Source organism: Nonomuraea sp. NPDC005501, from assembly GCF_040605905.1.
In the GTDB taxonomy this organism is placed as follows: Bacteria; Actinomycetota; Actinomycetes; order Streptosporangiales; family Streptosporangiaceae; genus Nonomuraea.
Genome location: NZ_JBEXDT010000088.1, coordinates 12,622 through 39,467, shown reverse-complemented (window position 1 = coordinate 39,467; position 26,846 = coordinate 12,622). Strand labels below are relative to the sequence as shown.

20 protein-coding genes are annotated in these 26,846 nt (G+C 71.9%); 9 read left to right on the top strand and 11 right to left on the bottom strand.

Annotation, left to right across the window (positions count from 1 at the left end):
- Nucleotides 1-603: 603 nt before the first annotated feature.
- The 4 genes from ABZS51_RS33140 to ABZS51_RS33125 all read right to left on the bottom strand — a co-directional run bounded on the left by ABZS51_RS33140 (nt 604) and on the right by ABZS51_RS33125 (nt 6,358).
- Complete coding sequence (locus ABZS51_RS33140; protein WP_355449403.1) at nt 604-2,079, bottom strand: phosphodiester glycosidase family protein; 1,476 nt, start codon at nt 2,077-2,079, stop codon at nt 604-606.
- A 203-nt stretch (nt 2,080-2,282) separates the two neighbouring features.
- Entirely contained in the window at nt 2,283-3,899 is a 1,617-nt protein-coding gene (locus ABZS51_RS33135; protein WP_355449400.1) for a PucR family transcriptional regulator ligand-binding domain-containing protein, read from the bottom strand.
- Between the two features lie 83 nt (nt 3,900-3,982).
- Complete coding sequence (locus tag ABZS51_RS33130; protein WP_355449397.1) at nt 3,983-5,632, bottom strand: AMP-binding protein; 1,650 nt, start codon at nt 5,630-5,632, stop codon at nt 3,983-3,985.
- 12 nt (nt 5,633-5,644) lie between these two features.
- Nucleotides 5,645-6,358, bottom strand: coding sequence for a TetR/AcrR family transcriptional regulator (locus ABZS51_RS33125; RefSeq protein WP_310716630.1), 714 nt, complete (start codon nt 6,356-6,358; stop codon nt 5,645-5,647).
- Between the two features lie 55 nt (nt 6,359-6,413).
- On the opposite strand from ABZS51_RS33125, the gene ABZS51_RS33120 reads away from it, so the two are divergent.
- Nucleotides 6,414-7,883, top strand: coding sequence for an MFS transporter (locus ABZS51_RS33120; RefSeq protein WP_355449393.1), 1,470 nt, complete (start codon nt 6,414-6,416; stop codon nt 7,881-7,883).
- 9 nt (nt 7,884-7,892) lie between these two features.
- On the opposite strand, the gene ABZS51_RS33115 is transcribed toward ABZS51_RS33120, so the two are convergent.
- Nucleotides 7,893-8,600 (bottom strand): alternative oxidase, encoded by a 708-nt coding sequence (locus tag ABZS51_RS33115; RefSeq protein ID WP_355449390.1) that lies wholly within the window; start codon nt 8,598-8,600, stop codon nt 7,893-7,895.
- 296 nt (nt 8,601-8,896) lie between these two features.
- Here ABZS51_RS33115 and ABZS51_RS33110 point away from each other — a divergent pair, with 296 nt between their 5' ends.
- From ABZS51_RS33110 to ABZS51_RS33095, 4 genes are all read left to right on the top strand, one after another.
- The gene (locus tag ABZS51_RS33110) at nt 8,897-10,177 is read left to right on the top strand and encodes an aspartate aminotransferase family protein (RefSeq protein WP_310716627.1); all 1,281 of its coding nucleotides are present in this window, start codon (nt 8,897-8,899) and stop codon (nt 10,175-10,177) included.
- A 29-nt stretch (nt 10,178-10,206) separates the two neighbouring features.
- Nucleotides 10,207-11,712, top strand: coding sequence for a CoA-acylating methylmalonate-semialdehyde dehydrogenase (locus ABZS51_RS33105; protein WP_355449387.1), 1,506 nt, complete (start codon nt 10,207-10,209; stop codon nt 11,710-11,712).
- A 100-nt stretch (nt 11,713-11,812) separates the two neighbouring features.
- Nucleotides 11,813-13,003: an extracellular solute-binding protein gene (locus tag ABZS51_RS33100; RefSeq protein WP_355449383.1), complete on the top strand. Its 1,191-nt coding sequence runs from the start codon at nt 11,813-11,815 to the stop codon at nt 13,001-13,003.
- A gap of 102 nt (nt 13,004-13,105) precedes the next feature.
- Nucleotides 13,106-14,323 carry a saccharopine dehydrogenase C-terminal domain-containing protein gene (locus ABZS51_RS33095; RefSeq protein ID WP_355449380.1) on the top strand — a complete coding sequence of 406 codons (1,218 nt, stop codon included), beginning with the start codon at nt 13,106-13,108 and terminating at the stop codon, nt 14,321-14,323.
- 64 nt (nt 14,324-14,387) lie between these two features.
- Here ABZS51_RS33095 and ABZS51_RS33090 read toward each other — a convergent pair whose 3' ends face one another.
- Nucleotides 14,388-17,615 carry a tetratricopeptide repeat-containing serine protease family protein gene (locus tag ABZS51_RS33090; protein WP_355449377.1) on the bottom strand — a complete coding sequence of 1,076 codons (3,228 nt, stop codon included), beginning with the start codon at nt 17,613-17,615 and terminating at the stop codon, nt 14,388-14,390.
- 59 nt (nt 17,616-17,674) lie between these two features.
- Here ABZS51_RS33090 and ABZS51_RS33085 point away from each other — a divergent pair, with 59 nt between their 5' ends.
- Nucleotides 17,675-17,977: a trypco2 family protein gene (locus tag ABZS51_RS33085; protein WP_355449374.1), complete on the top strand. Its 303-nt coding sequence runs from the start codon at nt 17,675-17,677 to the stop codon at nt 17,975-17,977.
- Between the two features lie 5 nt (nt 17,978-17,982).
- On the opposite strand, the gene ABZS51_RS33080 is transcribed toward ABZS51_RS33085, so the two are convergent.
- On the bottom strand, nt 17,983-18,183 hold the full coding sequence (locus tag ABZS51_RS33080) for a hypothetical protein (protein WP_310716617.1): 201 nt from the start codon (nt 18,181-18,183) through the stop codon (nt 17,983-17,985).
- A gap of 223 nt (nt 18,184-18,406) precedes the next feature.
- Nucleotides 18,407-19,735, bottom strand: a complete 1,329-nt coding sequence (gene gabT, locus ABZS51_RS33075) for a 4-aminobutyrate--2-oxoglutarate transaminase (RefSeq protein ID WP_355449371.1) — start codon at nt 19,733-19,735, stop codon at nt 18,407-18,409.
- A 94-nt stretch (nt 19,736-19,829) separates the two neighbouring features.
- Here gabT and ABZS51_RS33070 point away from each other — a divergent pair, with 94 nt between their 5' ends.
- A complete protein-coding gene (locus tag ABZS51_RS33070) occupies nt 19,830-21,482 on the top strand; it encodes a PucR family transcriptional regulator (protein WP_355449368.1) in 1,653 nt (550 codons plus the stop codon).
- Here the strand turns inward: ABZS51_RS33070 and ABZS51_RS33065 are convergent.
- Together ABZS51_RS33065 and ABZS51_RS33060 are read right to left on the bottom strand one after the other, a co-directional pair.
- Complete coding sequence (locus ABZS51_RS33065) at nt 21,442-22,068, bottom strand: TetR/AcrR family transcriptional regulator (protein ID WP_355449365.1); 627 nt, start codon at nt 22,066-22,068, stop codon at nt 21,442-21,444. The two genes, ABZS51_RS33070 and ABZS51_RS33065, sit on opposite strands and share 41 nt — an antisense overlap.
- Before the next feature lie 207 nt (nt 22,069-22,275).
- Nucleotides 22,276-22,896, bottom strand: a complete 621-nt coding sequence (locus ABZS51_RS33060) for a TetR/AcrR family transcriptional regulator (protein WP_355449362.1) — start codon at nt 22,894-22,896, stop codon at nt 22,276-22,278.
- 120 nt (nt 22,897-23,016) lie between these two features.
- Between ABZS51_RS33060 and ABZS51_RS33055 the strand changes: the two genes are divergently transcribed.
- Nucleotides 23,017-23,961, top strand: coding sequence for an alpha/beta hydrolase (locus tag ABZS51_RS33055; protein WP_355449359.1), 945 nt, complete (start codon nt 23,017-23,019; stop codon nt 23,959-23,961).
- Nucleotides 23,962-24,052: 91 nt separating this feature from the next.
- Nucleotides 24,053-25,480, top strand: a complete 1,428-nt coding sequence (locus ABZS51_RS33050; RefSeq protein WP_355449356.1) for an aldehyde dehydrogenase family protein — start codon at nt 24,053-24,055, stop codon at nt 25,478-25,480.
- Nucleotides 25,481-25,565: 85 nt separating this feature from the next.
- Here ABZS51_RS33050 and ABZS51_RS33045 read toward each other — a convergent pair whose 3' ends face one another.
- Nucleotides 25,566-26,846, bottom strand: coding sequence for a hypothetical protein (locus ABZS51_RS33045; protein ID WP_355449353.1), 1,281 nt, complete (start codon nt 26,844-26,846; stop codon nt 25,566-25,568).

The following is a 26,846-nucleotide window of genomic DNA, read 5'->3' as shown; positions in this document are numbered from 1 at the left end:
CCGATGGTACTGCACTCGGGAGGGTGTGGGAGAGTAGGTCACCGCCGGACAATCTTTGATAGGAGAGGGCTCCACCCGGAGCTTCTCGGGCCAGTAATGGTTCCGGGAGGCGGAGGGTGGGGCCCTTTCTTGCGTTGTACGGGTCCTGAGTTGTACGGGCCCTGAGGTGTGCGGGTGCTGTTGCAGCACGGGGCATCTCGTCGGTCGGCCATGGGCGCTGTACCGGGCAGTTACGTTGGGCGGCATGTGCGTCGTGCTGGCGTCGATTGGGCCGGCATTTCCGCTGGCCCAGTGTCCCTGTTGGCCCAGTGTCCCTGTTGGGCCGGCATCCACGTTGGGCTGGCATGGCTCGTGGAGTCACCGCGATGGGCTGGACTCCATGTCATAGAGCCAACGGCATAGAGCCAACGGCATAGAGCCAACGGCATAGAGCCAAGGTCGTGCAGCCAAGGTCGTGCAGCCCAGGTCGTGCAGCCCAGGTCGTGCAGCCCAGGTCATGGAGCCCAGGTCATCAGGCCAAGGTCATCGAGCCACCTGAGGGCGACACAAACGGGGGCGAGCGCGAGGTGTCGCGCTCGCCCCCAGGGCCCCGATGTCCCGTCGTTACTTGGGCATGATCAGCAGGGCGTCGCCGACCCCGCGCTCCACCCCGTCCGACGGGTGGTTCACGACCTTGTCGCCCACCACCATGGCCGTGGAGCCGCCGCCGTCCAGGTTGATGGCCTCCTTGGCGCCGAGCCAGCGCATGAACCGGGCCGCCTCGATGAAGTTGGCCCCCACCGAGGCCCCCGGCTGGCGGCCGTCGATGACGGCCACGATGAGGCTGCCGTTGCGGGTCGTGCCGAGCAGGGTGCGCGGGTGCCGGCGGAGGATCATGTTGAGCGAGTCGTGACCGTTGAGCTTGGCCGTGATCTTGGTTTTGCCGTTGCGGACCAGGCCCACGCTGCCGGCGATGACGCTCACGTCCGGGGTCAGCTTGATGGCCGAGCGCTTGCGCAGGTCGACGACCTTGGTGTCGATCCTGAGCGTGGTGCCGTCGGTGGCGTGCGCGGCGAGCCAGTCGGTGGCGACGCCGGTGCCGTGCAGCACCCGCGTGCCGCGCGCCACGTCGGCGCCCGGCGCCCGGGTGCCGACGACCTTGCCGGTGGCGTCGATCACCACGTCGACGCCGTCGTCGGCCGGGGTCTTGGCGCCGAACTCCTCGGTGTAGAGGACCAGCTCGTCCGCGGCGGCGGCCCGGTTGAGGCCGTTGACCGGGCTCTTGGAGCCGTCCTGCGCGATGGCCGTCACCGTGGTGCTGACCTCGGTGATGCGGGCCGTGCGGCCCTTGAGGACGACGGCGGAGCGGCCGGGCACGGCCTCGCTCAGCAGCTTGCCCGCCACCACCGACGCGCCGACGGGCTCGCCCTGGAGGTTCTTGGCGGTGTGGATGTTGAAGAAGCCGCCGTTGACTGCCGCGACCGCGTGCGCGGCCTTGGCCATGGCGGAGACCTTCTCGCGGGCGGCGACGCTGGTGCCGAGGGAGGAGGCGTACGAGCCGCGGAACGTCCGGGCGTCGATCATCATGACCTTGACGTTCCACGGGCCGGTGGTGTCGTGGCCGTCGTCGCCGACGTAGTCCACCCTGGACTTCAGGCCGGCGTCCTTGAGCTTGGCCACCATCTCGTCGGCCTTCTTCTTCTCCTCCAGCTTCCACGTGCCGACCCGCACCATGTAGACGGTCTGCGAGGGGGCGTCCGCGACGCTGGGGCGGACGACCTCCACCAGCGTGGCGGTCTCGCCGGCGGCCTCCACCTGGGCAAGCACGGATTCGGCGGTGTGCCGCATCCCGTAGTCACGGCCGCTCGGCATGAGGACGGAGACCGTGTAGCCGTCGCTGGCGCGGCCGGCCTGCACGTCGTACAGGTCGATGCCCTGCGCCACGCTGGTCTGCTTCTTCGTCGGCACGAGCTGAGTCCCCAGCGGGAACTTGGCGGACGGGAACCGGACCGACACCTGGTCCGCGGCGGCGACCGGCGTGGTGGTGACCGTGAGGGCGGCGGCCAGGGACAGACCGGCGGCGAGGGTGCGTCGAGACATGAAAACTCCAGAGGGCGGACAACGGGCCGCACCATCCTGTCGTGATCATGGTCAGCGGGTGAGCGAAACACGCTGATCGGTGGGAGAGGTTACGAGATTGACATCGCCGTCTGGAGCGGGCTTGCCGAGCGATGGGATCTCGTCACGGAGCGTCCCCGAACGGAATGGAGCGTTCCGGAAAGAAGCCGGCGGCACCGAGCGGCTCAGCGGGTGTCGCGGCGGAAGGACTCCAGGGCGAGGAGGGCGACGTGGAGGGACAGGCACGACTCGACGTCGTCGAGATCGGTGTCGAGGATGCGTTCGAGGCGGCGGAGCCGGTCGTAGAAGGCCGGCCGGGACAGGTGTGCCTTCTGAGCGGCCACCGCCTTGTTGCGTCCGGCGTCGAGGTAGGTCCGCAGGATCCGGGTGAGGTCGCCGCCCCGCTGGGCGTCGTGGGCGAGCAGCGGCCCGAGCTCCCGCTCGGCGAACGTCTGCAGCCGGGCGTCGTCGCGCAGCAGGTGGAGCAGTCCCCGTAGCCGCAGGTCGGGCAGCCGGTAGAAGGGCCGTCCGTCGGGCTGGCGCACGGCCACGTCGGCCACCTGCTCGGCCTCGAGGAAGCTGCGCCGTACGTCCCTGATGGACTCGACCACGGAGCCGGCCGCGAGCACGAACGAGGCACCGGGCTTCCACAGGATGCGCAGGCGCTCGGCGACGGCGGTGAGCGCGGGCTCGGCCTGGGTGCGCGGCGGCAGCGGCAGCAGGAGGCCGACGCGGTCCTGGTCGAGCGCGCCGACGAGGGCCGGCAGGCGGGCGTCGCGGCAGGCCGCGGCGGTGGCCTCCGCGAGCTCGCCGAGCTGGGCCTGCCCGTCGAGGGCCTGCTCGACGGGGTCGGTGGGCCGGATGACGACGCTGATCAGCCTGCGGCCGGTGATGGGCACGCCGACGGCGCGGGCGCGGGCGGCGGCCTCGTCCGGGTCGGCGTAGGCGTGGGTGAGGATGCCGGTGAGTATCGTGCCGTGGGCCTGGCGTTCGAGCGACTCCTGGTGGCGTTCGAGCAGGCGGCCGAGGGCGAGGGTGGTCGCGGCGCGCTCGGCGAGCACCAGGTCGCGGGGCGAGGGCGGCACGTCGCACAGCAGGATCAGCCGCCCCCAGTCCTGGCCGCGGGCGCCGACGGTGGTGACCAGCCAGCCGGAGGCCGGGTCGTACGCGGTGCGCTCGGGCGGGGCCACGGCGCGCGAGCGGGTCTCCCAGCCGGCGAGCAGGGCACCGGTGTCACGGCCGGCCGACTCGCAGGCCAGGACCTGGTGGGCGAGGTTCTCCAGGAGTACGGGGCGCCCGGACAGACGGGCCACCTGGGCGAGCACCTCGGCGGGAGAGGCGCCCTCGACCGACAGCTCGGTGAACACCTCGTGCAGCTGCTCGGAGGCCCGCAGCTCCTCCAGCTGGATGTCGATGATGCGGGCGTGCACCGACTCGGTGATCTGCACGAACGGCGTCTCGCGGGTCAGCACGACGAGCGGCAGCCCGTGCTGCTCGGCGGCCTTGACGACCGAGGCGGGCAGCTCGCCGACGAACCTGCGCCCCAGCTCCACGATGAGCCCGGCGACGCCCACCGCCGCCAGCTCGCCGATGTAGTCAGTCAGCTTCTCGGGGTCGCTCGGCAGGGCGACGCCGGTGGTGAGCACCAGCTCGCCGCCGCGCAGCAGGGCGGCGATGTCGGCGATCTCGCCGACGTGAACCCACCGCACCTTGCTGCCCAGCCGGTCCCCGCCCGCGACCACCTGCGGGCCACCCCGGCGAACGGTCTCCAAGGCGAGCACATCGGCGATGGTGGGCAGCACGGACAGAGCCTATCCGATCAGCTTGTAAGATCGGCAATGCACCCATTTACATAGTGATCGTCGGCGGAAGCCGGGGCGCCCGGTCAGCTCCCGTCCGTGAACTCCCGGCCGGGCGGGCGCTCGCGCAGCTCGACCCGGCGGATCTTGCCGGAGATCGTCTTCGGCAGCTCGCCGAACTCCAGCCGCCGTACCCGCTGGTACGGCGCGAGCTCGCGCCGGCAGTGCTCGAAGATCGACCGCGCGGTGTCGTCGGAGGGCTCGAAGCCCGGGACGAGCGTCACGTACGCCTTGGGCACGGCCAGCCGCACCGGGTCGGGGGCGGGCACCACGGCAGCCTCGGCCACAGCCTGGTGCTCCAGCAGGACGCTCTCCAGCTCGAACGGCGAGATGCGGTAGTCGGACGCCTTGAAGACGTCGTCGGTGCGGCCCACGTAGGTGATGTAGCCGTCGGCGTCGCGGGTGGCCACGTCACCGGTGTGGTAGAAGCCGTCGGCATCGGCGCCGCCGGAGCCGCCCGCGTAGCCGGTCATCAGGCCCGCGGGCGGGTCGCCCAGCGACAGGCAGATCTCGCCGTCGTCGCCCGGCCGGCCCGTGACCGGGTCGACCAGCGTGATCTCGTACCCGGGCAGCGGCCGGCCCATCGATCCGGGCTTGACCGGCTCGTCCGGCACGTTGCCGATCTGGGCGGTGGTCTCGGTCTGGCCGTAGCCGTCGCGGATCGTCAGCCCCCACGCCTTGGCCACCTGGTCGATGATCTCCGGGTTCAGCGGCTCGCCCGCTGCGACGGCGGTGCGCAGGGGCAGCCGCCAGGCGGCCAGGTCCTCCTGGATGAGCATCCGCCACACGGTCGGCGGGGCGCAGAACGTGGTGACGGCCTCGTCGCGCAGCACCTCCAGCAGCGCGGTCGCGGAGAAGCGCCGGTAGTCGTGGACCAGCACGGTCGCCCCCGCGTTCCACGGCGCGAACACGCTGCTCCACGCGTGCTTGGCCCAGCCGGCTGAGGACACGTTGAGGTGCACGTCGCCGGGCCGCAGGCCGATCCAGTACATCGTGGACAGGTGGCCCGCGGGATAGGACAGGTGGGAGTGCTCGACCAGCTTGGGCCGGGACGTCGTGCCCGAGGTGAAGTAGAGCAGCAGCGGGTCGCCGGAGCGGGTGGTCCCGTCGGGGACGTGGCGGGTGCTCGCCTCGGCGCTCTCGTGGTAGGGCAGCCAGCCGTACGCGTCGCCGACGGCGATCCGGGTGTACGGCCCGGCGGCGAACTTGCCGGCGTCGGAGGCGTTGGCGATGACGTGGGCGACGCCGGCCCGCTCGACGCGCTCGGCGACGTCCTTGGCCGTCAGCAGCGTCGTGGCGGGGATGACGACGGCGCCGAGCTTCATGGCGGCGAGCAGGCTCTCCCACAGCTCGACCTGGTTGCCGAGCATCAGCAGGACGCGGTCGCCGCGCCGCACGCCCTGCTCGTGCAGCCAGTGGGCGACCCGGGAGGAGCGGGCGGACAACTCGGCGAAGGTGAGCGAGACGGGGCCTGCCTGCCCGACGATCCGCAGCGCGACGGCGCCGGGTGTCTCGGCGGCCAGCACTCCGTCGAACCAGTCGAGCGCCCAGTTGAACTCCGCCGGCCGCGGCCAGCGGAACTCCCGGCGCGCGGTCTCGTAGTCGGCGCCCAGCAGCAGGTCGCGCGCGGCGCGGAAGCCGGCTACGCCTGCAAGGTCCAGCCCGTCATGTCCCATGCCCTCAATCTGCTACGAGCGCAGCCGCGCCTCAAGGCCATCGAGCACCGCGACGAGCCCGAAGTCGAAGCTGACCGCCCGCAGCCTGTCGGTCTCGGACACGGTCACCTTCTCGTTGACCTCGACGAGTCGCTCCAGCAGGTCGGGGAAGTCCCTGGCGACGTGCTCGAAGGTCCCGCGCATGGCGTCCATGTCGAGCTCCTCGCCGCCCATCGAGGTGCTCCACGCGATCTCGGGGATGACCGTGCCGAACACGTACGCGGTGAGCGTGGCGTTGGCGTAGTCGATGTCCATGCCGTCGAAGCCGGCCAGCCGGAAGGTCCTGCGCAGCCGGTCGGACATGGCCATCGCGTTGGGGCCGAGGGCGGGCAGGCGGCCGATGAGCGAGCCGACCCAGGGATGGCGGAGCATGACGTGGCGCATGCTGTAGGCGAAGGCGGAGACGGTGTCGCGCCACCCCAGGCTCTCCGGGATCGGCAGGGTGATCTCGCCCCAGATCTCGTCGTAGGCGAGCTCCAGCAGCTCGTCCTTGTTCCCGACGTACCAGTAGATGCTCGTCGCCCCGGCGCCCAGCTTGGCGCCGAGCTTGCGGATGCTGAGCCCGTCGAGCCCCTCGGCGTCGAGCAGCTCCAGCGTCGCGCGGGCGATCTCCTCGCGAGTGCGGCCCGGGGTCCGGGCCGGCCGGGCGTCACGGGTCCAGACGGAGGAGATCTGCTTGCCGGTCATTCCTCCAGGATAAAACCACTCGCACAGCGTACGAGAGTCGTCGTACAGTGTGCGAGTGAACTCGAACGATGTACGAGATGACTCGAACGATGTGCGAGACCCCCGGCGCTGGTGGACTCTCGTCGTCCTGTGCCTGTCCGTGCTGGTGCTGGGCGTGGACGGAACCGTCCTCAACCTGGCCATCCCCTCGCTGATCCGGGACCTGGGCGCGACACCGGGCGACATCCAGTGGATCCTCGACGCCTATGTGCTCGCGTTCGCCGGGCTGCTGCTGACCGCGGGCAGCCTGTCCGACCGGTACGGGCGCCGGAAGTTCCTGATCATCGGGCTCGCCTTCTTCGGCGGCGCGTCGCTGCTGGCCGTGCTGGCCTCCGAGCCGTGGCAGCTCATCGGCGCGCGGGCGCTGATGGGCGTCGGCGGCTCGATCCTCATGCCCTCGACGCTGTCCATCCTGATGACCGTCTTCGACGAGGCCGAGCGGCGCAAGGCGATGGCCGCCTGGAGCGCCGTCGCCATGGTGAGCGTGATCGCCGGTCCCACGCTGGGCGGCTTCCTGCTCGAGCACTACTGGTGGGGCTCGGTCTTCCTGCTGAACGTGCCGATCGCCGCCCTCGCCATCCTGGCCGCCTTCGTCCTCATGCCCGAGACCCGCAGCTCGGGGCGGCGGATCGACCCGGTCGGCGTGGTCCTTTCGGTCATCGGGCTGAGCGCCGCCGTCTACGTCATCATCGAGCGCGAGTGGAACGTGGCCGGCATCGTGACCGCGGTGCTCGCCCTCGGCGCGTTCGTGGTGTGGGAGCGCCGCCAGGAGCACCCGATGCTGCCGCTGGAGCTGTTCCGCAACCGCAACTTCAGCGGGGCGTCCTTCTCCATCCTGCTCATGTCGTTCGGCGCGGGCGCGGTGATGCTCATGCTGACGCAGTACCTGCAGTTCGTGCTCGGCTACGGGCCCATGCGGGCGGGTCTGGCGCTGCTGCCGTACGCGGTGGCGGCGGCGCTGTTCAACGGCCTGGGCGCGGCGCTCGGGCAGCGGGTGAGCAACCGGGTCCTGGTCGGCGTGGGCCTGGTGGTGATGGCCGGCGGGTTCGTGGTGCTCGCCACGACCACCGGCTACGTGCCGGTGCTGACCGGGCTGCTGGTCATGGGGGTCGGCGGCGGCCTGGCCGGGCCGGCGGCCTACGCCTCGCTCATGGGGGCCATCCCCCTGGAGCACGCCGGGGTGGGCTCGGCGCTGAACGACACGGTTCAGCAGGTCGGCATGGCCATGAGCATCGCGATCCTGGGCAGCGTGCTGGCCGGGGTCTTCACCTCGTCCATGCCGGCCGGCGTGCCCGACGCGGCCAAGGAGTCGATCGGCGACGCGATCCGGCTGGGCTTCGCCGAGCCCGCCCGCGCCGCGTTCACCGACGCCATGCATCTCGGCGCGTGGGTGGGGTGCGGGTTCTGCGTGGCTGCCGCGCTGCTCGCGCTGTCGGTCATGCGGTCGCCGGCCCCCGTCGTCGCCTGCGAGCCCGAGCGGGTCTGAGGCGGCACGTCAGCGGAGCCGGGGCTCGCGCATGGCCTCCAGGCTGTCGAGCTTGTGGGCGCGCTCGTCGTGGCCGATCTGCCGCAGCAGGTCGGCCACCGACCGCTGGCGGCCGTACTCGGCGGCGTAGGTGCCCGGGTCGGGCACGAGGTCCAGGGCGGGGTTCTCGGCCACGAACGTCATGTACTCGTGCTCGGCGTGGTCCTCGAACTCGGCGTTGAGCCGGTAGGACCAGTCGGGCCGGAGCAGGAACAGCACCCACGACACGTGGTAGTAGAAGAACGAGATGAACCACGGCGCCAGCCTGTGCAGCAGCCATGACTGCTTCTCGCCGTTGCGCTGGACGAGATCCTGCATGATCAGCAAGTGCCACTGCTCGTTGTCCTGGTCGGCGCGGGCCTCCACGATCCGCTCGAACACCCTCCTGGCCAGCGCCGAGCGCCCCGCGTGGCGGTGCACCGCCCAGTAGCCCATCCGCTCCCACGCCTGGTACGGCACGCGGGCGATGATCTCCAGCATGGCGAACTTGGTGAACGAGCCCTGCCGCCCGTACATGAGGTCGACCGGCTTGAACATCATCCGCGCCAGCAGGCTGTAGTCCATGCGCGGGGTGGCGAGCGTGTCGCGCTCGGCCTGCCGCAGCAGGTCGCGGCCGAGCTTCGGGGGACCGGAGGGCAACTCGGGGCGCTCAACGGCGGGGTCCAGGGTGATGGTCATGGCGGGTGTCTCCTCGGGTCGTCGTCGTGATGATCCGATCGTGGCCGAGGAGGACCCCTCCGGTCGTCGGCCGCCGGTGGTCTTCGCTGGTGCCTCGCGCGGCGTACCGCCGACGCGTCCCGTACGCCCGGAGGCGCACGGGACATCCCCTAGGGGGCGGACAGCATGAGGTCCTGTTGTCATGACATACACTGGTTCGGAGCACAGAGACCCATCCGACAGCATGTAAGGCGATGCGGCGGCACGCCGACAGGTTGCCGGTGGGGGGAACCCTGCGAGGACGGGATACTCAGAACATGTCGGAGCTTCTCGCGCGCCACCGGGCCGTCATGCCCAACTGGCTGGCCCTCAACTACAACGAGCCCATCGAGATCGTCGGCGGCAAGGGCAACCGCGTCGTCGACGCCGACGGGAAGAGCTACCTCGACTTCTTCGCCGGCATCCTCACCAACATGATCGGCTACGACGTCCCCGAGGTGCGTGAGGCCGTCGAGCGCCAGCTCGCCACGGGCGTCGTCCACACGAGCACGGTCTACCTCCTGCGCGGCCAGATCGAGCTGGCCGAGAAGATCGCCCGCCTGTCCGGCATCCCGGACGCGAAGGTCTTCTTCACCAACTCCGGCACCGAGGCCAACGAGACGGCCCTGCTGCTGGCCACGTACGCCCGCAAGAGCGACCAGGTGCTGGCCATGCGGCAGAGCTACCACGGGCGCAGCTTCGGCGCGATCGGCGTCACCTCCAACCGCGCCTGGAAGAACAACTCGCTCTCCCCGCTCAACGCGCACTTCCTGCACGGCGCGGACCGGCACCTCGCCCAGTTCCGCGGCCTGTCCGACGCCGAGTACATCCAGGTGTGCGTGGACGACCTGCGCCACGTGCTCGCCACCGCGGTCGCCGGCGACGTCGCCGCGCTGATCGCCGAGCCCATCCAGGGGGTCGGCGGCTTCACCATGGCCCCCGACGGTCTGTTCGCCGCCTACAAGGAGGTCCTGGACGAGCAGGGCATCCTGCTGATCTCCGACGAGGTGCAGACCGGCTGGGGCCGCACCGGCAGCGCGTTCTTCGGCATCCAGAACCACGGCGTGACGCCCGACATGATGACGTTCGCCAAGGGCCTCGGCAACGGGTTCGCCGTCGGCGGCGTCGTCGCCCGCGGCGACCTCATGGACGCCCTGCCCGCGGTGGGCCTGGCCACGTTCGGCGGCAACCCGATCTCCATGGCCGCCGCCAACGCCACGCTCGACTACGTCCTCGACCACGACCTCCAGGCCAACGCCGCCCGCACCGGCGCCCTCATCACGGACGGCCTGCGCGCCGCCGCCGAGCGGCTGCCCGTCGTCAAGGACGTGCGCGGCAAGGGCCTCATGTTCGCCGTCGAGCTGGAGACCCCGGCCCAGGCCGCCCGGTTCATGGAGGAGACCAAGCGGGCCGGCCTGCTCGCCGGCAAGGGCGGCCTGTACGGCACCGCCATCCGCATGGCCCCGCCCCTCACCCTCACGATGGACGAGGCCGCCGAGGGGCTCGGCATCATCGTCCACGCACTCGAAGTCATCAACGCGGAGGCGGCAACCCAGTGAGTCCAGTGAGCCCAGCGAAGGACGGCGCAGTGAAGTCAGTGAAGCACTGGATCGGCGGAGCCCTCACCGGCGGCGACGGCCGTACCGGGGAGATCTTCAACCCGGCGACCGGTGAGGTGAGCGGGCACGTGGCGCTGGCCTCCGTCGAGGAGGTGGACGCGGCGGTGGCCGCCGCGGCCGCGGCGTTCCCCGCCTGGCGGGACGCTTCACTGGTCAAGCGGACGCAGGTGCTGTTCCGCTTCCGCGAGCTCATGAGCACCCACCGCGACGAGCTGGCCGCGCTGATCTCCGCCGAGCACGGCAAGGTGCACTCGGACGCGCTCGGCGAGGTGGCCCGCGGGCTGGAGGTCGTCGAGTTCGCCTGCGGCATCCCGCACCTGCTCAAGGGCGGCTTCTCCGAGGGCGTCTCGACCCGGGTCGACTCCTACTCGATCCGCCAGCCGCTCGGGGTCGTGGCCGGCATCACGCCGTTCAACTTCCCGGCCATGGTGCCGATGTGGATGTACCCGATCGCGATCGCCTGCGGCAACGCGTTCGTGCTCAAGCCGTCGGAGAAGGACCCGTCGGCGTCGCTGCTCATGGCCCGGCTGTGGCAGGAGGCGGGGCTGCCCGACGGCGTGTTCAACGTCGTTCAGGGCGACAAGGAGGCGGTGGACCGGCTGCTGGAGCACCCGGACGTGCGGGCCGTCTCGTTCGTCGGCTCCACCCCGATCGCCCGCTACGTGTACGAGACCGGCACCTCCCACGGCAAGCGCGTCCAGGCGCTCGGCGGCGCCAAGAACCACATGCTCGTGCTCCCGGACGCCGACCTCGACCTGGTCGCCGACTCGGCCGTCTCGGCCGGCTTCGGCTCGGCCGGTGAGCGGTGCATGGCGATCTCCGTCGTGCTGGCCGTGGACCCCGTCGGCGACGAGCTGGTCGAGAAGATCTCCGAGCGTGTCGGCAGGCTGGTGATCGGCCCGGGCGACGACCCGAAGGCGCAGATGGGGCCGCTGGTCACGCGCGAGCACCGCGACAAGGTCGCCTCCTACCTCGACCTCGGCCTCCAGGAAGGCGCCAAGCTGGTCGTGGACGGCCGTGAGAGCTCGGTCCTCGGCGGCGGCAAGGCGTCCGAGGCGCCCGGGTTCTGGCTGGGCCCGACCGTGCTCGACCACGTGCCGGCGGGCTCGCGGGTGCACACCGAGGAGATCTTCGGGCCGGTGCTGTCGATCGTGCGCGTCTCGTCGTACGAGGAGGGCGTGCGGGTCATCAACGACGGCGAGTACGGCAACGGCACCGCCATCTTCACCAACGACGGCGGCGCCGCCCGGCGCTTCCAGAACGAGGTGGAGGTGGGCATGATCGGGGTCAACGTGCCGATCCCGGTGCCGATGGCGTTCTACAGCTTCGGCGGCTGGAAGGCGTCGCTGTTCGGCGACACGCACGTCCACGGCAGCGAGGGCGTCCACTTCTACACCCGCGGCAAGGTCGTCACCTCCCGCTGGCTGGACCCCTCCCACGGCGGGGTCAACCTCGGCTTCCCCACCAACGCGTAGGCCCCCGCGATCCCCGCCGGGGAGGGACACGCGTCCCTCCCCGGTCCGCGCCCCGGTAAGCTCCAGGTCACGACAAGGGTCGCGGACAAGGGGGACCACGTTGGATCGCCGCACACCCGTCCTGGCGCTCGCCGCGACGGTCCTCGCCGCGGGCCTGGGCGCGGCGAGCCCGGCATCCGGCGCCGCCGTCCCGCTCCCCGGGGCGAGCGCCACCCGGGTGTCCCTTCCGGCGCCGCGCAGCGCCGCGACCGGCACGCCGTCGCCCACCGCGAGCGTCAAGCCGCGCAAGTCCACGTCCCCGCAGGGTCCGGTCCAGAGCGACGGGACGCTGCAGATCCTCACCTACCGCGGCTACGCCGACTACTCCGGCACCACCGGCGAGTTCGAGAAGAGCACCGGCTGCCGCATCGCCCGCTACGACACCGTGCAGACCGCCGCCCAGATGGCCGCCCAGGTCGGGCAGCGGCCCTACGACGTGATCTCCGCCGGGCCCGTGCTGGCCGCCGACCTCATCGCGGGCAAGCAGGTGCAGCCCGTCGACCCGGCCAAGGTGCCCGGCTACGGCGACCTCACCAAGCGCTTCCGCGACATGACGGTCCGCTCGGGCAAGGTCTACGGGGTGCCCTACCTGTGGGGCTTCCACGAGTTCCTGTACGACTCCTCCCGGGTCAAGGGCGACCCGACGCTCAGGGACGTCTTCGGCTCGGGCCACGTCGCGCTGCGCGACACCCCGCTGACCATCGCCGACGCGGCCCTGGCCGACGGGGTCGAGGGCGACCCGTTCGAGCTCGGCAAGGACGAGCTGGGCAGGGCCGCCGGCCTGCTGGAGGAGCAGCCCGGCCGGGAGTACTGGACCGAGCCGCTGGACCTGGTCAAGGGCTTCGCCACCGGCTCGCTCGACTACGCCCAGGCCACCCCGTACTACCGCCTGCTGCTGCAGGAGGCAGGCCGGCCGGTCAAGGCGGTCGACGCGCCGCGCACCACCGGCTGGGTCGACTCCTGGATGCTGGGCGCCGGGGTGCCCAACACCGAGTGCGCCTACCGCTGGCTCGCCTACACCGCCACGGCCGCGGTCCAGCGCAAGGCCGTCGCCTGGGTGGGGCTGGCCCCGGCCAACCCGAAGGCGTGCGCCAAGGCCACCCGGCGCGTCTGCGACGCGTTCGGCGTCGACGAGCCGGAGCGCCTCGACCGGGTCGCCTTCGCCACCCGCCCGCCCGACGGGTGCAAGCCCAAGGACGGCTGCCCGGCGTACGCCGCCTGGGAGAAGCGGTGGCACGCGCTCGTCAGGTGACCTCCACCGCAGGTGGGAGCCCTGCGTTCGCATGTCGTCAATTTAGACTGAATGACCAGTCAGTCTCGACTGAATGACCAGTCAGTGAGTAGGGTACTCAGCATGAGAATCCTCCTGGTCGGCGCAGGCGGGGTCGGCTCCGCCGTGGTGCCCATCGCCGCTCGCCGAGATTTCTTCGAACACATCGTGGTCGCCGACTCTCAACAGAGCCGGGCGGCCCGTGCCGTCGCCGCCGTGGACGACCCGCGCTTCACCGCGATCGCGCTCGACGCCTCCGACCGCGCCCAGGTCGAGGCGGCCCTCCGTGACCACCGGTGCGACGTGCTGTTCAACGCCGTCGATCCCCGGTTCACGATGCCGCTGTTCGAGGCGGCGTTCGCCGCGGGGGCGCACTACCTCGACATGGCCATGTCGCTGTCGAAGCCGCACCCGAGCGAGCCGTACCGCAAGCCGGGGCTGAAGCTCGGCGACCGGCAGTTCGCGCTCGACGGCGAGTGGCGGGGCGCGGGCCGGCTGGCGCTGGTCGGCATGGGCGTCGAGCCGGGCCTGGCCGACGTGTTCGCCCGCTACGCCGCCGACCACCTGTTCGCGAGCATCGACGAGGTCGGTGTCCGGGACGGCTCCAACCTGGTCGTGGACGGCTACGACTTCGCGCCCACGTTCTCCATCTGGACCACGATCGAGGAGTGCCTGAACCCGCCCGTGGTCTGGGAGGACGGGAGCTGGCGCACCACCGAGCCGTTCAGCGAGCCCGAGGTGTTCGACTTCCCGGCCGGCATCGGCCCGGTCGAGTGCGTGAACGTCGAGCACGAGGAGGTCGTGCTCGTGCCCCGCTGGATCCCCGCGCGCAAGGTGACGTTCAAGTACGGGCTCGGCGACGAGTTCATCGGCGTGCTCAAGACGCTGCGCAAGCTCGGCCTCGACAGCGCCGAGAAGGTGCGCGTGGGCGGCGCCGAGGTGGCGCCGCGCGACCTCGTGGCCGCCCGCCTGCCCGACCCGGCGACGCTCGGCGAGCGCATGCACGGCAAGACGTGCGCCGGCACCTGGGTGAAGGGCCTCGGCAAGGACGGCGTGCCGCGTGAGGTGTACCTGTACCACGTGGTGGACAACGACTGGTCGATGCGGGAGTACGGCTCCCAGGCCGTCGTGTGGCAGACCGCGGTCCACCCCGTCGTGGCGCTGGAGCTGGTCGCGCGCGGCGTCTGGAAGGGCGAGGGCGTGCTCGGGCCCGAGGCGTTCGACGCCGTCCCGTTCCTCGACCTGCTCCACGAGTACGGCTCCCCGTGGGAGATGCGCGAGACCCGGCAGGTAGCCGCCTGATACTCCAGGTCTGCCATGCTGGAATCGGCCTCCTGCCGGCGGTAACGGTCGCCCTGCGGGCCCGTCAGGAGATGCCTGTCCAGTCCGCCTCCTCGCCGGTGAGCCGCCGCCACTCGGCCGACACCCCCTCGGGGTCCGCCTCACCGGCGGCGCGCAGCCACATCGCCGCCGCCCGCGTCTCGGCTTCCAGCTCGATCAGCAGGTGGAGGCTCTGCAACAGCGGCTCGATCGCCTCCACCGGACGCCCGCACTCGACAAGCAGCCCGCCGCGCAACGACAGGCAGTGCGCCAGCTTCTCGGGCTCCCCGGTCCCGCCGCCGCGGATCGCGATCGCCTCCTCGATCGGGGCGAGACCCTCGGCGTGCCGGTCGAGCAGGGCGTACCGGATGGCGTTGTTGGCAAGCGCGGTGGCCAGGCTGTCCAGCCCTCTCCCGTCATGGGCGGAGGTGGAACTGTCCGGCCGTCTGCCGGGATGGGCGGCGGCCAGGCGGCGGAACACGGCCACCGCCTCCTGTACGGCCGCCAACGCCTCCTCCGGGCGTCCGGCGTTGCCGTAGGCGTTCGACAAATTGTTGAGCTCGGTGGCGAGGCTGTTCAGGTGCAGGTCGGGGCTGACAGCGGCAAGGTCGTGGAGCAGGGCGACGGCTCGCTCCGCGCGTTCGACCACGTCGTCGTGCCGGCCCATCCCGGCACGGCTGGAGGCCGCCGTCGTCAGCGTCGAGACGAGCCTGGGCACGTGATTGTCCGGGTCGATCTCGGCGAGCCTGTGCTCGATGGCGGTCGCCTCCTCGCTCGCCGCCACGCTCTCGGCAGCTCGGCCAGCCCTCTCGTACAGGGTGGACAGCGTGACGAGGGCATGCGCCAGCTCCGACTCGCGGTGCTCCCTCTCGAACGAGCCCGGCTCGGCATCGTCCATATGGCGGCGCTGCAGCCCCACCGCCTCCTCGGCGGCTGCCAGCGCCGCCTCCTGCCGCCAGGGCGGGCACGCATTGGCGAACACCCGCAACGCATCGGCAAGGCCGAGGGCGTGGTCCCGGCCGAGGCGGCGGTTGACGCCCACGGACTCCTCGGCGGCGGCCACCGCCTCCTCCCGCCGGTTCACGACCAGGTAACGCTCCGCGAGGTAGGCCAGTGCCGTGGCCAGATCGCTCACGACCCCCCTGTGTCGCTTCGGCACGCGGAAGGGCCACAGGCGGTCGGTCATGGTCGCCCGGCGGGCCTTCTCGCGGGCGACCATGACCAGCCGCTCCGCCACCCGTACACCGAAGTCACGCAGTACCAGGGTCGACAAGGGTGTTGCCATCGTCAGCGCGAGCAGTTCGCCGTAGGCCAGGTTCTGCTCTTCCTCCACGAACGACGCCAGCGCGGCACGCAGCGCCTCCGGGCGTTCGGCGTGCGTCGTGATGTCGAGCATCGTCACGATCAGGTGCCAGTGCCTCATGCCGAGCAGCGAGCGGAAGATCGGGCGGAAATGGTCCTGTTCGCGGGCCGAGGCGCGGGCCAGCACCTCCAGTGCCCGCTGGCGCTGCTCGACGGTCGCGGCGGGCAGAAGCACGTTCAGCAGCTCGGGGGTGTCCCTGGTGACGGTCGCAACCAGGTGCTCGCCGATTCGATCCGGCTGGAGGGCGCCCCAGTACTCCCCCGCAGGGGCCGGGTAGAGGCCGTGGATCCAGCCGGCCGCCGCTTCCCGCCGGTCGGCGTCGGTGCCGTCCCAGCCCGGCACCGCCTCCAGCGTGGCCCCGGCCTGCGCCGCGTCGTCGGCACCGCACAGCGCGGCCGCGGCGATCGCCCGTTCGAGCGACTTAGGGTTGAGCGCCAGGCCCGCCGCGACCGCCGTACGCTGCCAATACCGGCGTTCGTGGTTGAGCAGCACGTCCTCGACCGCGTCCGATGCCTGCACCTCGACAGGATGCTCGCCCGACTGCAGCAGCTCCACGAGTGCGGCCATCTGGATGGTCAGGATGGACGCGCGGACGTCGGCGCCCAGCCAGGTGGGCGGATCGATGGCCTTGGCCGCCGAGGCCCACGAGGGGCCGCCGAAGCCGGGGATGCGTTCGAGGTGAGCGGCGAGGTCGCGTAAGGCGTCACCGAAGGCGGCGCGGCGGCCGCCCTCGTCGGGTTCGAGCGGCTGGAGGGTCTGCACGACGGTCCCGGACAGCGCCGCCTCCAGGTCGGGATGGCCGGTGCGGAGCTGCGTCCACCACTCCCCGGCGGTGCGGGCCACCAGCAGAATCCGTACGGTCTGCCCGTCGCCGCCGTGCAGCACCTGCTCCAGCAGGTGCACCACCTGCTCGGGCCGGCTCTCGGCGTAGTCCACGACGACGATGAGCGGCACCGTCGTCTGCGCGAAGACGGCGTAGGCGGCCGGGTCCACGCGCCGGGACAGCAGGTGGCCGCCGACGAAGCCGCGCCCGTACATGTCGTTCAACAGCCGCCGCGACAGCCTGGTCTTCCCCTGCCCGCCGGGACCGGCGAGCAGGCGAACGGAGACCCCGTCGCCTTCGCACCAGCCGGCCAGCTCCTCGAGCAGCTCCCGTCGGCCGCGGAAGGCGACCACCTCGGCGTCGGCGCGCAGCAGGAAGGCGGGCGAGCGGAGATCGGCCCGGACCTGTGGTGTGTCCAGCAGCCCGGCCAGCTCCACCGACTCCAGCAGAGGCACGCAGCCGGTCGCGTCCCTGATCAGATCGTGAAAGCCCGGATCAGCCAGGAGGTCCTGGGCTCGGGTGGCGGCCAGGCGGCCGCCGTATGCCGTGCGGTCCTGAGAGACGACACCGATCACGAGCCGACCGTCGGCGGACAGAACCGCCGCACCGGACATACCCGCCCACGGGGACTCGCCCGGCGCCCCTAGCCTGGGCAGCGAGTCGTCCACGTGAATCTCGTAACGGCCGGCGGAGGCGGCGGTGCCCGGATTGACGTGACCGGACAGCTGCTCCTCCCACCGTCCGCTCTCCTCGCGTTGCGCCCTCGGGTAGCCGGTGGCCTGGCAGGGGACGCGCGGCCTGGTGCTGGTGAGTCGCCCCCACCGCATCGGCCGCCGGCCGAGCCCCTCGCCCGCGCCGGGGACTCGGATCAGCGCCGCGTCCACGGCCCCGGAGCGGTGCCGCCACACCACCGTGCCCGCCGACTCCTGCCCGGCCCACCCGACGACGACCTCGTGGCCCACGTCATCGACCACGTGGGCTGAAGTCAGCACCAGCGACGGGGCGACGAGGAAGCCGCTGCCGAACACCTTGCGGCCGTCGCCCACCCGGGCGCGCACGTACACGGATCTTACGGACTCAGCGGCCACGCCTCACCTCCACATACGATGAGCTTCCCCCGAATGGTGAGCCGCGATGGGAGATCGACGTGAGCGATTCCGAATGGGTGGAGCTGGACGACGCGATCACCGCGTTACGCAAGCAGCTCGACGAGGCGCGTAAGCGGGGTGCGGACGAGGACCTGAAGTTCGCGCTCGGTGAGGTGACCGTCGAGTTCGGCATGGAGGTCCGCAAGGAGGGGTCGGGCAACGCGGGCGTGCGCTTCGGGGTCGTCTCCGTGGGCGCCAAGGGGACGGTGGCCAAGAACGTCACGCACAAGGTGACCATCAAGATGACGCCCCGGATGAGCGACGGGGAGTCGGTGGACGTCGGCGACGAGGACGGCTGGTAGCCGCCTCAGCGGGCCGGGAAGGCGAGGACCGTGCCGAGCGCAGCGGGCAGCAGCGCCTCGGCGCAGTCGGCGCAGGCCAGCACGGCGGAGTCGTCGGGCAGGCGGCCCACGCGCACGCGCGGTCTCGGCCACCGCTTGTGGCAGACGGCGCAGGCATCGCCTTCGCGCTGCGCCCAGCTCAGATCGTCAGGGTCGAACGTCAACATGTCCTGCGCCGTTCCTGTCGGGCCCCAGTTCATCACGCTCCCCGAGGTGATCGCGCACCCGTGCACCGGATCCGTTATAACCCCGACCGCTCTCGTGATCGTCTAGCTGGACGTCAAGCCAGAGTGAATTCTCTACCCGACTCGCATCTCTAAAGCCCATAAAAACGGGCATCCAGCCACAAGCCGGATGCCCGTTTTGTAACAATTCTACTTTGTAAAGGGTCTACAGCTCGGCGAGCGCCTTCTCCAGGATGCCGAGGCCCTCCTCCAGCAGGTGCTCGGGCATCACCAGCGGCGGCAGGAAGCGCAGCACGTTGCCGTAGGTGCCGGCCGTGAGCACCAGCAGGCCCTCCGCGTGGCAGCGCCGGACCACCTCGGCGACGGCCGCCGGGTCCGGCTCCTTGGTGCCGGGTCGTACCAGCTCGATCGCGATCATCGCGCCGCGGCCGCGCACGTCGCCGATCACGCCGAAGCGCTCCTGCATCGAGCGGAGGCGGGGCAGCATGATCTCGCCGATCCTCCGGGCCCTGGCGACCAGGTCCTCCTCGGCGATGGTCTCCAGCACGCCCAGCGCCGCCTCGCAGGCCAGCGGGTTGCCGCCGTACGTGCCGCCGAGGCCGCCCGGGTGGACCTTGTCCATGATCTCGGCGCGGCCGGTCACCGCGGCCAGCGGGAGACCGCCCGCGATGCCCTTGGCCGTGCAGATGAGGTCCGGCACGATGCCCTCGTCCTCGCAGGCGAACAGGTCACCGGTGCGCGCGAAGCCCGTCTGCACCTCGTCGGCCACGAACACGATGCCGTTCTCGCGGCAGAACTCCGCGATCCGCGGCAGGAAGCCCTTGGCCGGCTCGATGAAGCCGCCCTCGCCCGCGATCGGCTCGATCACCACGGCGGCCACGTTCGTCGCGCCGACCTGCTTGGTGATCATGTCGATGGCCTGGGCGGCTGCCTCCTCGGCGCAGTTCTCCGGGCCGGTCGGCCAGCGGAACGGGTAGGCAAGCGGCACCCGGTACACCTCGGGGGCGTACGGGCCGAAGCCCTGCTTGTACGGCATGTTCTTGGCCGTGAGGGTCATCGTGAGCAGCGTGCGCCCGTGGTAGCCGTGGTCGAACACCACGACCGCCTGCCGGCCGGTGGCGTACCGGGCGATCTTGACCGCGTTCTCGACGGCCTCGGCGCCGCTGTTCACCAGGAAGGTGCGCTTGTCGTGGTCGCCGGGGGTCAGCTCGTTGAGCTTCTCGCAGACCTGCACGTACGACTCGTACGGCGTGACCATGAAGCAGGTGTGGGTGAAGTCGGCGACCTGCTTCTGGACCCGCTCGACCACCCGCGGGGCGGAGTTGCCCACGTTCGTGACGGCGATGCCGGAGCCGAAGTCGATCAGCGCGTTGCCGTCGGCGTCCTCCACCACGCCGCCCCCCGCGCGGGTCACGAAGACCGGGAGGGTGGTGCCGATGCCGTGCGGCACGGCGGCCTGCTTGCGGGCCAGCAGCTCCTGCGACCTGGGTCCGGGGATGGCGGTGACGAGACGGCGCTCCTGCGGGATGCTCATAGGTCCGACGGTACGGCCCGCTCCTACCTGCGCCGATACGTCGATATGGCACACTGGAGGCACTTGCCTTCGCCGGAATGGACAACTCTCTCGGATGGCGCCTTCGCTTCGGGTCGTGGTGCGGCGGATGGGGCTGCGGCCGCTCGCCGGGTCGATCGAGGGGGTCGTGGTCCGGTGGGTCGCGGTCAGCGAGCTGGAGGATCCGACCCCGTACCTGGAGGGGGACGAGCTGCTCCTGACCACTGGAATGCGCCTCGAATCCGATTTTTCCGGATATGTCGCCCGATTGGTGGCGCGGGGGGTCGCGGGGCTCGGCTTCGGGGTCGGCCTGACGCACGACGAGGTGCCGCCGGGCCTGGTGCGGGCCGCCTCGCAAGCAGGGCTCCCGCTGCTGGAGGTGCCGCGCGAGACGCCGTTCATCGCGATCGGCAAGGCGGTCAGCGAGCTGCTGGCGGCCGAGCAGTACGACGAGATCAAGCGCGCCTTCGCGGCGCAGGGCCGGCTGACGCGCGCCGCCCTGCGTCAGGAGGGGCCGCACGCGGTGATCGACCGGCTGGCCAAGGAGATCAGCGGGTGGGCGGCGCTGCTCGACGAGGCCGGAGAGGTCCGCCACGCGACACCCGGCGCCCAGGTCGGCACGGTGACGGCCGAGCTCGGCCGTCTGGGCGCGCTGCCTGGCCGGCCCGATGCGCAAGGCGGGCGACCGGGGGCGTCGGCGGCTCAGGCGGGGCGGCCCGCCAGCCTGGCGCTCTCCGGGCCCGAGGGACGCACGGTGGTGCTGCCGCTCGGCGGGGGGCCACGGCCGCGCGGGTTCTTCGCGGCCGGCTCGCCCCGGCCCTTCTCGCCGGTGGGTCACACGGTGCTCAACGCCGCCGCCTCACTGCTCACGCTGGCGCTCGAACAGGGCGGTGCCCGGCTGGAGGCGGAGCGGCGGCTGTGCTCCGCCGTACTGGAGCTCCTGCTCGCCGGGGCGTACGAGCAGGGTCGTGCGGTGCTGGACCCGGTCGGCGTACGGCTGCCCGAGGAGCCGCTGACCGTGCTGGCGGCCCGGGCGGAGACCCTGGAGGTCCTGGAGGAGGCCCTGGAGCCCCACGCCTTCACGGCCCTGCTCCCGGCGTCCCCGGCGTTCCTGGCGTCCCCGGCGTTGTCGGCGTCTCCCGCGCCGGGCGGGAAGGCGCACAGTGCCGATCCCGCGGCGGCACGCGGCAGGGCGGGGGGCGAGAGGCTGATGGTGGCCGTCGTGGAGGAAGGCGCCGAGGAGGTGGCCGCCTTCGCCGGCGGGCCCGTCGGTGTGAGCGCCCCCTGCTCGTACGGCGAGCTGGCCGGCGCCCTCGACCAGGCGCGCCGCGCACTGGCGGCGGCCGGCGACGGTGAGGTGGTGCGGTTCGCCGACCTGGCCGGGCAGGGGCTGCTGAGGTTGCTCGACCCGGGCGCCGCGCGGGCGTTCGCGGACGCGCTGCTCACCCCGCTCACCCGGTACGGCTCCCGCGCCGACCTCGTCGAGTCGCTGCGCGCCTACCTGAGCTGCAACGGCCACTGGGACGCGGCGGCCCAGCGGCTCGGCGTGCACCGCCACACCCTGCGCTACCGGATGCGGCGCGTGGCCGAGCTCCTCGGACGGGACCTCGACGACCCGGGCGTACGGGCCGAGCTGTGGATCGCGCTGGCGGCCACCGCTTCCTCCGCGCGGCCGCCCGCTGACGCGCCTACTGCTTGGACACCAGATAGCAGCAGATCGTCGCCGTAGTGACCGCCTCGTAGGTGTGGGCGTCGCGCAGGTGGCCGGCCCGTTCGAGGCTGACGGCCCCCTGCGCCGCCGCCCAGAGCGCGTCGGCGATCTTGCGCGGCTGGGTCGGGACGAGGTAGCCGGCCGAGATGCAGTCGGCGATGACCCGGTCGAGGATGTTCAGCGCGGCGCGGGCCAGGGTTCTGGCGCGCTCGCTCGGCTCGAATCCGGGGATGGCCCGCTCGAACATGAGGCTGTAGTAGCCGGGCTCGGCCAGGCACGCCTGACGGTAGGCGGGGCCGAGGGCCGACAGGTACTCGAAGGGGTTGTCGCGCTGCGGCACGGCCTCCAGGAACCGCCTGAAGCGCTCGAAGCCCTCCAGGTAGAGGGCCTCGGCGAGTCCCTCCCGGTTGCCGAACATCGTGTAGATCACGGTGGTGGTGCAGCCGGCCTCGCTGGCGATCCTGCGCATGGTCAGGCTCTCCGGCCCGTCGCTCACCAGCAGGTTGACGGCGACGTCCAGGAGCCTGGAACGCAGCTCGTCGTGGCTCGCCCGTTCGCCCAGCAGGTAGGCGCCCTGAAGTCCAAGCGGCGCCGAGGAGGTCATGGGCCCACGCCTTTCTGCTCGGGGGCCCACCGCGCTGGAGACCCGCACACGTTGACTTAGCCAGGGCGGGGATGATTCAAACCGCTCCGCACGGTAAACATCCCGAATTAGGTCTACTTCTGTTACATGGTGGGTAAAGGAGGGGGTCCGGACGAGGTCGGCGGACGCCGTCCTCTTCCGCGCGCCGGCGGGAGCAGGGAGCCGGGGTCACCGGTCGCGGCCGAGGACGCGGTCGACGATGTCGCGCACGCTCGCGACGACCTCCTCCTTGTCGTACGGCGCCGTGCCGGAGATCATGTCGTGCAGGGCGCCGTGTACCCCGTGGTAGGCGATGCGGGCGAAGACCTCGGGCGTGCCCGGTCGTAGGACTCCGGCGGTCATCCCCCGTTTGATCGCCTCAGCCAGCAGGTCGATGACCTGCTGGTTGGTCTCCCAGCACAGGGCGAGGGCCTTGGCGTCGGCGGAGCCGTAGACGACGCGGTGCAGGCCGGCGTGCTCCATGGCGTGGTCGATCAGGCGCTCCAGCAGCGCCGTGAGCACGTCGATCCAGTCGTCCTGGGGTGTCCGGTCGGCGAGGACGGCTTCGGCGAGCTCGAGATAGCCCGCCACGTACCGCTCCCAGAGGGCGGCCACGACCTGCTCCTTGGCCGAGAAGTGCAGGTAGAAGCTGCCCTTGGCGACCTCCGCCCGCGCGGTGATGTCGCTGACGGTGGCGTCGGCCACCCCGCGCTCGGTGAAGACGTCCATGGCCGCGTCCAGCAGTTCGGCGCGGCGTTCGCCGGCCGGCTTGATCACGCGTTTGCGCGCGGCCTCCGGGCCCCTGCTCATGGCCATGCCTCCACGATCGCTTGACTGACCGTTGGTCATTCGTACAGACTGACCAGCGGTCAGTTGACTGACCAACGGTCATTAGCTTACACGTCCCCCTTCCCGAAGGAGTGACAACCCATGCGCCTGCGCTCCGCGCTCGCCCTGGCCGCCACGGCGGTCGCCCTTCCCGCTCTGCTGAACCGCTCCCGTGGTGAGAGCGTCCCGATGGACGCCCGCGCCAGGCAGGACGCGCCCGGGTCGTTCGTCCGGCTCAGCCACGGCACGACGCACGTCGTGACGGACGGCCCCGAATCGGGAGAGCCGATCCTGTTCATCCCCGGAGCGACCCTGTCCCTGTGGGTGTGGGACGGCCTGTACGAACGGCTGGCCCGGGCCGGATACCGCACCATCCGCTACGACCGCTACGGCCTCGGCTTCAGCGACCGTCCCGAGGTGGACTACAACCAGCAACTGTTCGAAGAGCAGATCATCGACCTGCTGGACACGCTCGGCGTCGACCGCCCGGTGACACTCGTCGCCCTGGCGTTCGGCGGGCCGATCGCGGCCGAGTTCGCCGTGCACCACCCCGAACGGGTCGCCCGCCTGTGCCTGGTCTCGCCCGACGGATTCGCCACCCCGCTCAACCGCGGGCTGCGCCTGGCCATGCTGCCCGGCATAGGTCTGCCCTTCTTCCAGGTCTTCGGGGACCGGGCGTTGAAGTCCCGCCTGCCCGGCTACTCGCGCGACCAGCGGGTGGTGGCCCGCATCCAGGCGCGCCTGCTGCCGGAGCTTCGCTACCGGGGCTTCAAGGGCAGCCTGCTCTCCGCGCTCGGCAACGTCCCCTTCCACGGAGCCGAGTACCTGTATCGGTTCGTCGACACCCGAGACGTTCCGGTTCAGGTGGTGTGGGGACGCCAGGACCCCGTGACCCCGATGCCGCCGGAGGAGGTCCTGCGCACCGTGTTCTCCCGCGCCGACCTCCGCCTGCTCGACGGTGTGGGGCATCTGCCGCACTACGAGAGTCCCGACGAGACGGCCGCGATCGTCCTGGACTTCCTGCGGGCACACCAGGAGCCCGCATGACTTCGGGTTGTACGCACCGGCGGGCCGCTTCGGGGGGTTTGTGCGTCGTGGCCAAATCGGCCGAAGGTCGCGGTGGCATAACGTCAGAGGTATGGACGTGCGCACCTTCTGGCTCGCAGGACGCCCCGCCACCGGGGACACCGAGCTCACCGTCACCAATCCCCTCGACGGTCGCGAGGTCGGCAGGCACTCCGTGCCGACCGACGCCCAGGTCGAGGAGGCCGTCGCGGCCGCCGCGGAGGTGGCCCGGCAGGCAGCCGCGCTGCCCGTGCACGTGCGCGCGGAGGCCCTGGCCCACGTGTCGCGCCGCCTCGCCGAGCGGGCCGACGAGATCGCCCGGCTGATCACCGCCGAGAACGGCAAGCCCATCCTGTGGGCGCGGGGCGAGGTCGCCCGGGCCGTCGCGACCTTCCGGTTCGCCGCCGAGGAGACCCGTCGCTGGTCGGGGGAGGTGCAGCGGCTCGACACCGAGCCGGCCGCCGCCGGCCGGCTGGCCTACGTCTCGCGCGTGCCGTACGGGCCGGTGCTGGCGATCACCCCGTTCAACTTCCCGCTGAACCTGGTCGCCCACAAGGTCGCGCCCGCGATCGCCGTCGGCGCGCCCGTGATCGTGAAGCCGGCGCCGGCCACGCCGCTCACCTCGCTCGTGCTCGGCGAGATCCTGGCGGAGACCGACCTGCCGGCCGGGATGTTCTCCATCCTGCCGGTCGAGAACGACCGCGCCGGCGCGCTGGTCCAGGACCCGCGGCTGCCCGTCGTGTCGTTCACCGGCTCGGCGCCGGTCGGGTACGCGATCGCCGACCAGGTTCCGCGCAAGCACGTGACGCTGGAGCTCGGCGGCAACGCCGCGGCCGTGGTGCTGGCCGACGCCGACCTCGACTGGGCGGCCACCCGCGTCGCGCTGTACTCCAACTACCAGGCCGGTCAGAGCTGCATCGCCGTGCAGCGGGTCATCGTCGAGGAGCCGGTGTACGACGCGTTCGTCGAGCGGCTGCTCCCGGCCGTCGGCGCGCTCGTCACGGGCGACCCCGCCGACGAGAAGACCCAGGTCGGGCCGCTCGTGTCGCAGGCGGCGGCCGAGCGGGTCGAGCAGTGGGTCAAGGAGGCGGTGGACGGCGGCGCCCGTGTGCTCGCCGGCGGCACCCGAGAGGGCGCCACCATCACGCCCACGGTCCTCGCCGACGTGCCCGCCGACGCCAAGGTGGCGCGCGAGGAGGTCTTCGGCCCCGTCATGATCCTCCAGCGGGCCGCGTCGATGGACGAGGCGTACGCCATGGTCAACGACTCGGCGTACGGGCTGCAGGCCGGGGTGTTCACGCGGTCGCTGGACGCCGCCTTCCGGGCCAACCGGGAGCTGGAGGTGGGCGGCGTCATCATCGGTGACGTGCCGTCGTACCGGGCCGACCAGATGCCGTACGGCGGGGTGAAGGACTCGGGCGTCGGCCGCGAGGGCCTGGCCTCGGCGATGAGCGACCTCACCTACGAGAAGGTCATGGTGATCACCGGGCTCACCCTCTGACGGTCCGTCACGGCCGGCCGGCGGCCGGGCCCCGGCGGCTGGAGCCCGGCGCGGCCCACCGCCCGAACGGCTGGGGCGAGGTGCGTCAGGCGCGTTCGGCGGTGGTGAAGAGGGTCTTGATCGTGTCGCCGAAGTAGGGGCCGTACATGGTGCGGCGGTCGTCGCTGTACTTGAAGCTGCTCAGCGACGTCATCGTGCCCCAGCCGGTGGCGTGGTCGAAGCCGGACAGCCAGGGGCCGCCGCTCGACCCGGCCGTCATGTCGCAGCCGAGTCCCTGGTCGCGGGTCTGACCGTGGGGGTCGTTGCGCAGCTTGCCGGCGCAGTAGACGAGGTGCTCGCCCGTGTAGGGCGGGTCGGCCGGGTAGCCGAAGCCGAACGCCTGGCCGCCGCGCCCGGTGTTGAAGGCGATCTCCTGGGCCCCCACCGCGTCGGTGACGTGCCGGTCCGCCCAGGTCGTCAGCGCCACCATGCCCACGTCGTAGTCGTCGTCGGCCGAGCGCGACCACGGCCCCGCGACGAACATGCGGCGCGCCGCGTACCTGCCGAACGGCTCGCCGCCGCCCTCCCGGTAGCCGGGGACGAACGTCCAGTTCTCCGCCCACGGGCCGGTGCCGTCCTTGACGCAGTGCCCGGCGGTGACGACGACGTCGCGGTTGGCGCTGCGCACGGTGCCGGCGGAGCAGACGAAGTCCACGCCGCGCAGGGTCATGAACACCCGGCCGGTCGTCCGGGTCACGGCGCCGCCGGTGGTCCAGCGTGAGCCGGCCGTGATGAGCTGCGGCCGGGCCGACTGGTGGCGGCGCTCGGCCACCCGGCCCTCCGGTGCTCCGGCCGTGCGGCTCTCCGGTGCGTCGGCCGCGCGGCCCACTGGGGCGTCGGCCGTGCGGCTCTCCGGTGCGGCGCTCGCCGGTCGGGCGGGTGGCGGGGGGCGGCGGGGGAGGAGCTTGAGCGCGCCGTGGGACAGGCCCGGGGCGGTGGACAGGCCCGATCGGCCCGTCACGCCGCCGAGCAGGCCGCCGCGCGACCCGCCGCCCAGCAGCCCGCCGCGTGGTACGCCGTCGAGCAGGTTGATGGGCAGGGCGCGGGCCATCCGCTCCCGCGTCCAGTAGCCGAGCACGCGGCTACGGTCGGCGGGCACGCGCGCGGCCACATGCTCCACGACGGCCCCGCCCCGGTCCCCGGACCGGGGCTCGGCGGGGCCTCCGGACGGGAGCCCGGTGGACGGGGTGCGGGCCGGGGAGGGCGCGGGGGCGGCGGGAGGACGGCCGGGCCGGCTCGGGGGCTCCGGCGTCGCGCCGATGAGGGCGGGCCCCATCAGCCCCGCGACGAGCGGAACGGCCGCCAGCAGAGGGGAGCTCAGGGTCAT

Bases quoted from the DNA above. Each gene is read 5' to 3' on its own strand.
- ABZS51_RS33140 (WP_355449403.1), bottom strand. From the start codon at position 2,079: ATGTCTCGACGCACCCTCGCCGCCGGTCTGTCCCTGGCCGCCGCCCTC.
- ABZS51_RS33130 (WP_355449397.1), bottom strand. From the start codon at position 5,632: ATGGGACATGACGGGCTGGACCTTGCAGGCGTAGCCGGCTTCCGCGCC.
- ABZS51_RS33125 (WP_310716630.1), bottom strand. From the start codon at position 6,358: ATGACCGGCAAGCAGATCTCCTCCGTCTGGACCCGTGACGCCCGGCCG.
- ABZS51_RS33115 (WP_355449390.1), bottom strand. From the start codon at position 8,600: ATGACCATCACCCTGGACCCCGCCGTTGAGCGCCCCGAGTTGCCCTCC.
- ABZS51_RS33110 (WP_310716627.1), top strand. From the start codon at position 8,897: ATGTCGGAGCTTCTCGCGCGCCACCGGGCCGTCATGCCCAACTGGCTG.
- ABZS51_RS33095 (WP_355449380.1), top strand. From the start codon at position 13,106: ATGAGAATCCTCCTGGTCGGCGCAGGCGGGGTCGGCTCCGCCGTGGTG.
- ABZS51_RS33080 (WP_310716617.1), bottom strand. From the start codon at position 18,183: ATGTTGACGTTCGACCCTGACGATCTGAGCTGGGCGCAGCGCGAAGGC.
- gabT (WP_355449371.1), bottom strand. From the start codon at position 19,735: ATGAGCATCCCGCAGGAGCGCCGTCTCGTCACCGCCATCCCCGGACCC.
- ABZS51_RS33070 (WP_355449368.1), top strand. From the start codon at position 19,830: ATGGCGCCTTCGCTTCGGGTCGTGGTGCGGCGGATGGGGCTGCGGCCG.
- ABZS51_RS33065 (WP_355449365.1), bottom strand. From the start codon at position 22,068: ATGACCTCCTCGGCGCCGCTTGGACTTCAGGGCGCCTACCTGCTGGGC.
- ABZS51_RS33060 (WP_355449362.1), bottom strand. From the start codon at position 22,896: ATGAGCAGGGGCCCGGAGGCCGCGCGCAAACGCGTGATCAAGCCGGCC.
- ABZS51_RS33055 (WP_355449359.1), top strand. From the start codon at position 23,017: ATGCGCCTGCGCTCCGCGCTCGCCCTGGCCGCCACGGCGGTCGCCCTT.
- ABZS51_RS33050 (WP_355449356.1), top strand. From the start codon at position 24,053: ATGGACGTGCGCACCTTCTGGCTCGCAGGACGCCCCGCCACCGGGGAC.
- ABZS51_RS33045 (WP_355449353.1), bottom strand. From the start codon at position 26,846: ATGACCCTGAGCTCCCCTCTGCTGGCGGCCGTTCCGCTCGTCGCGGGG.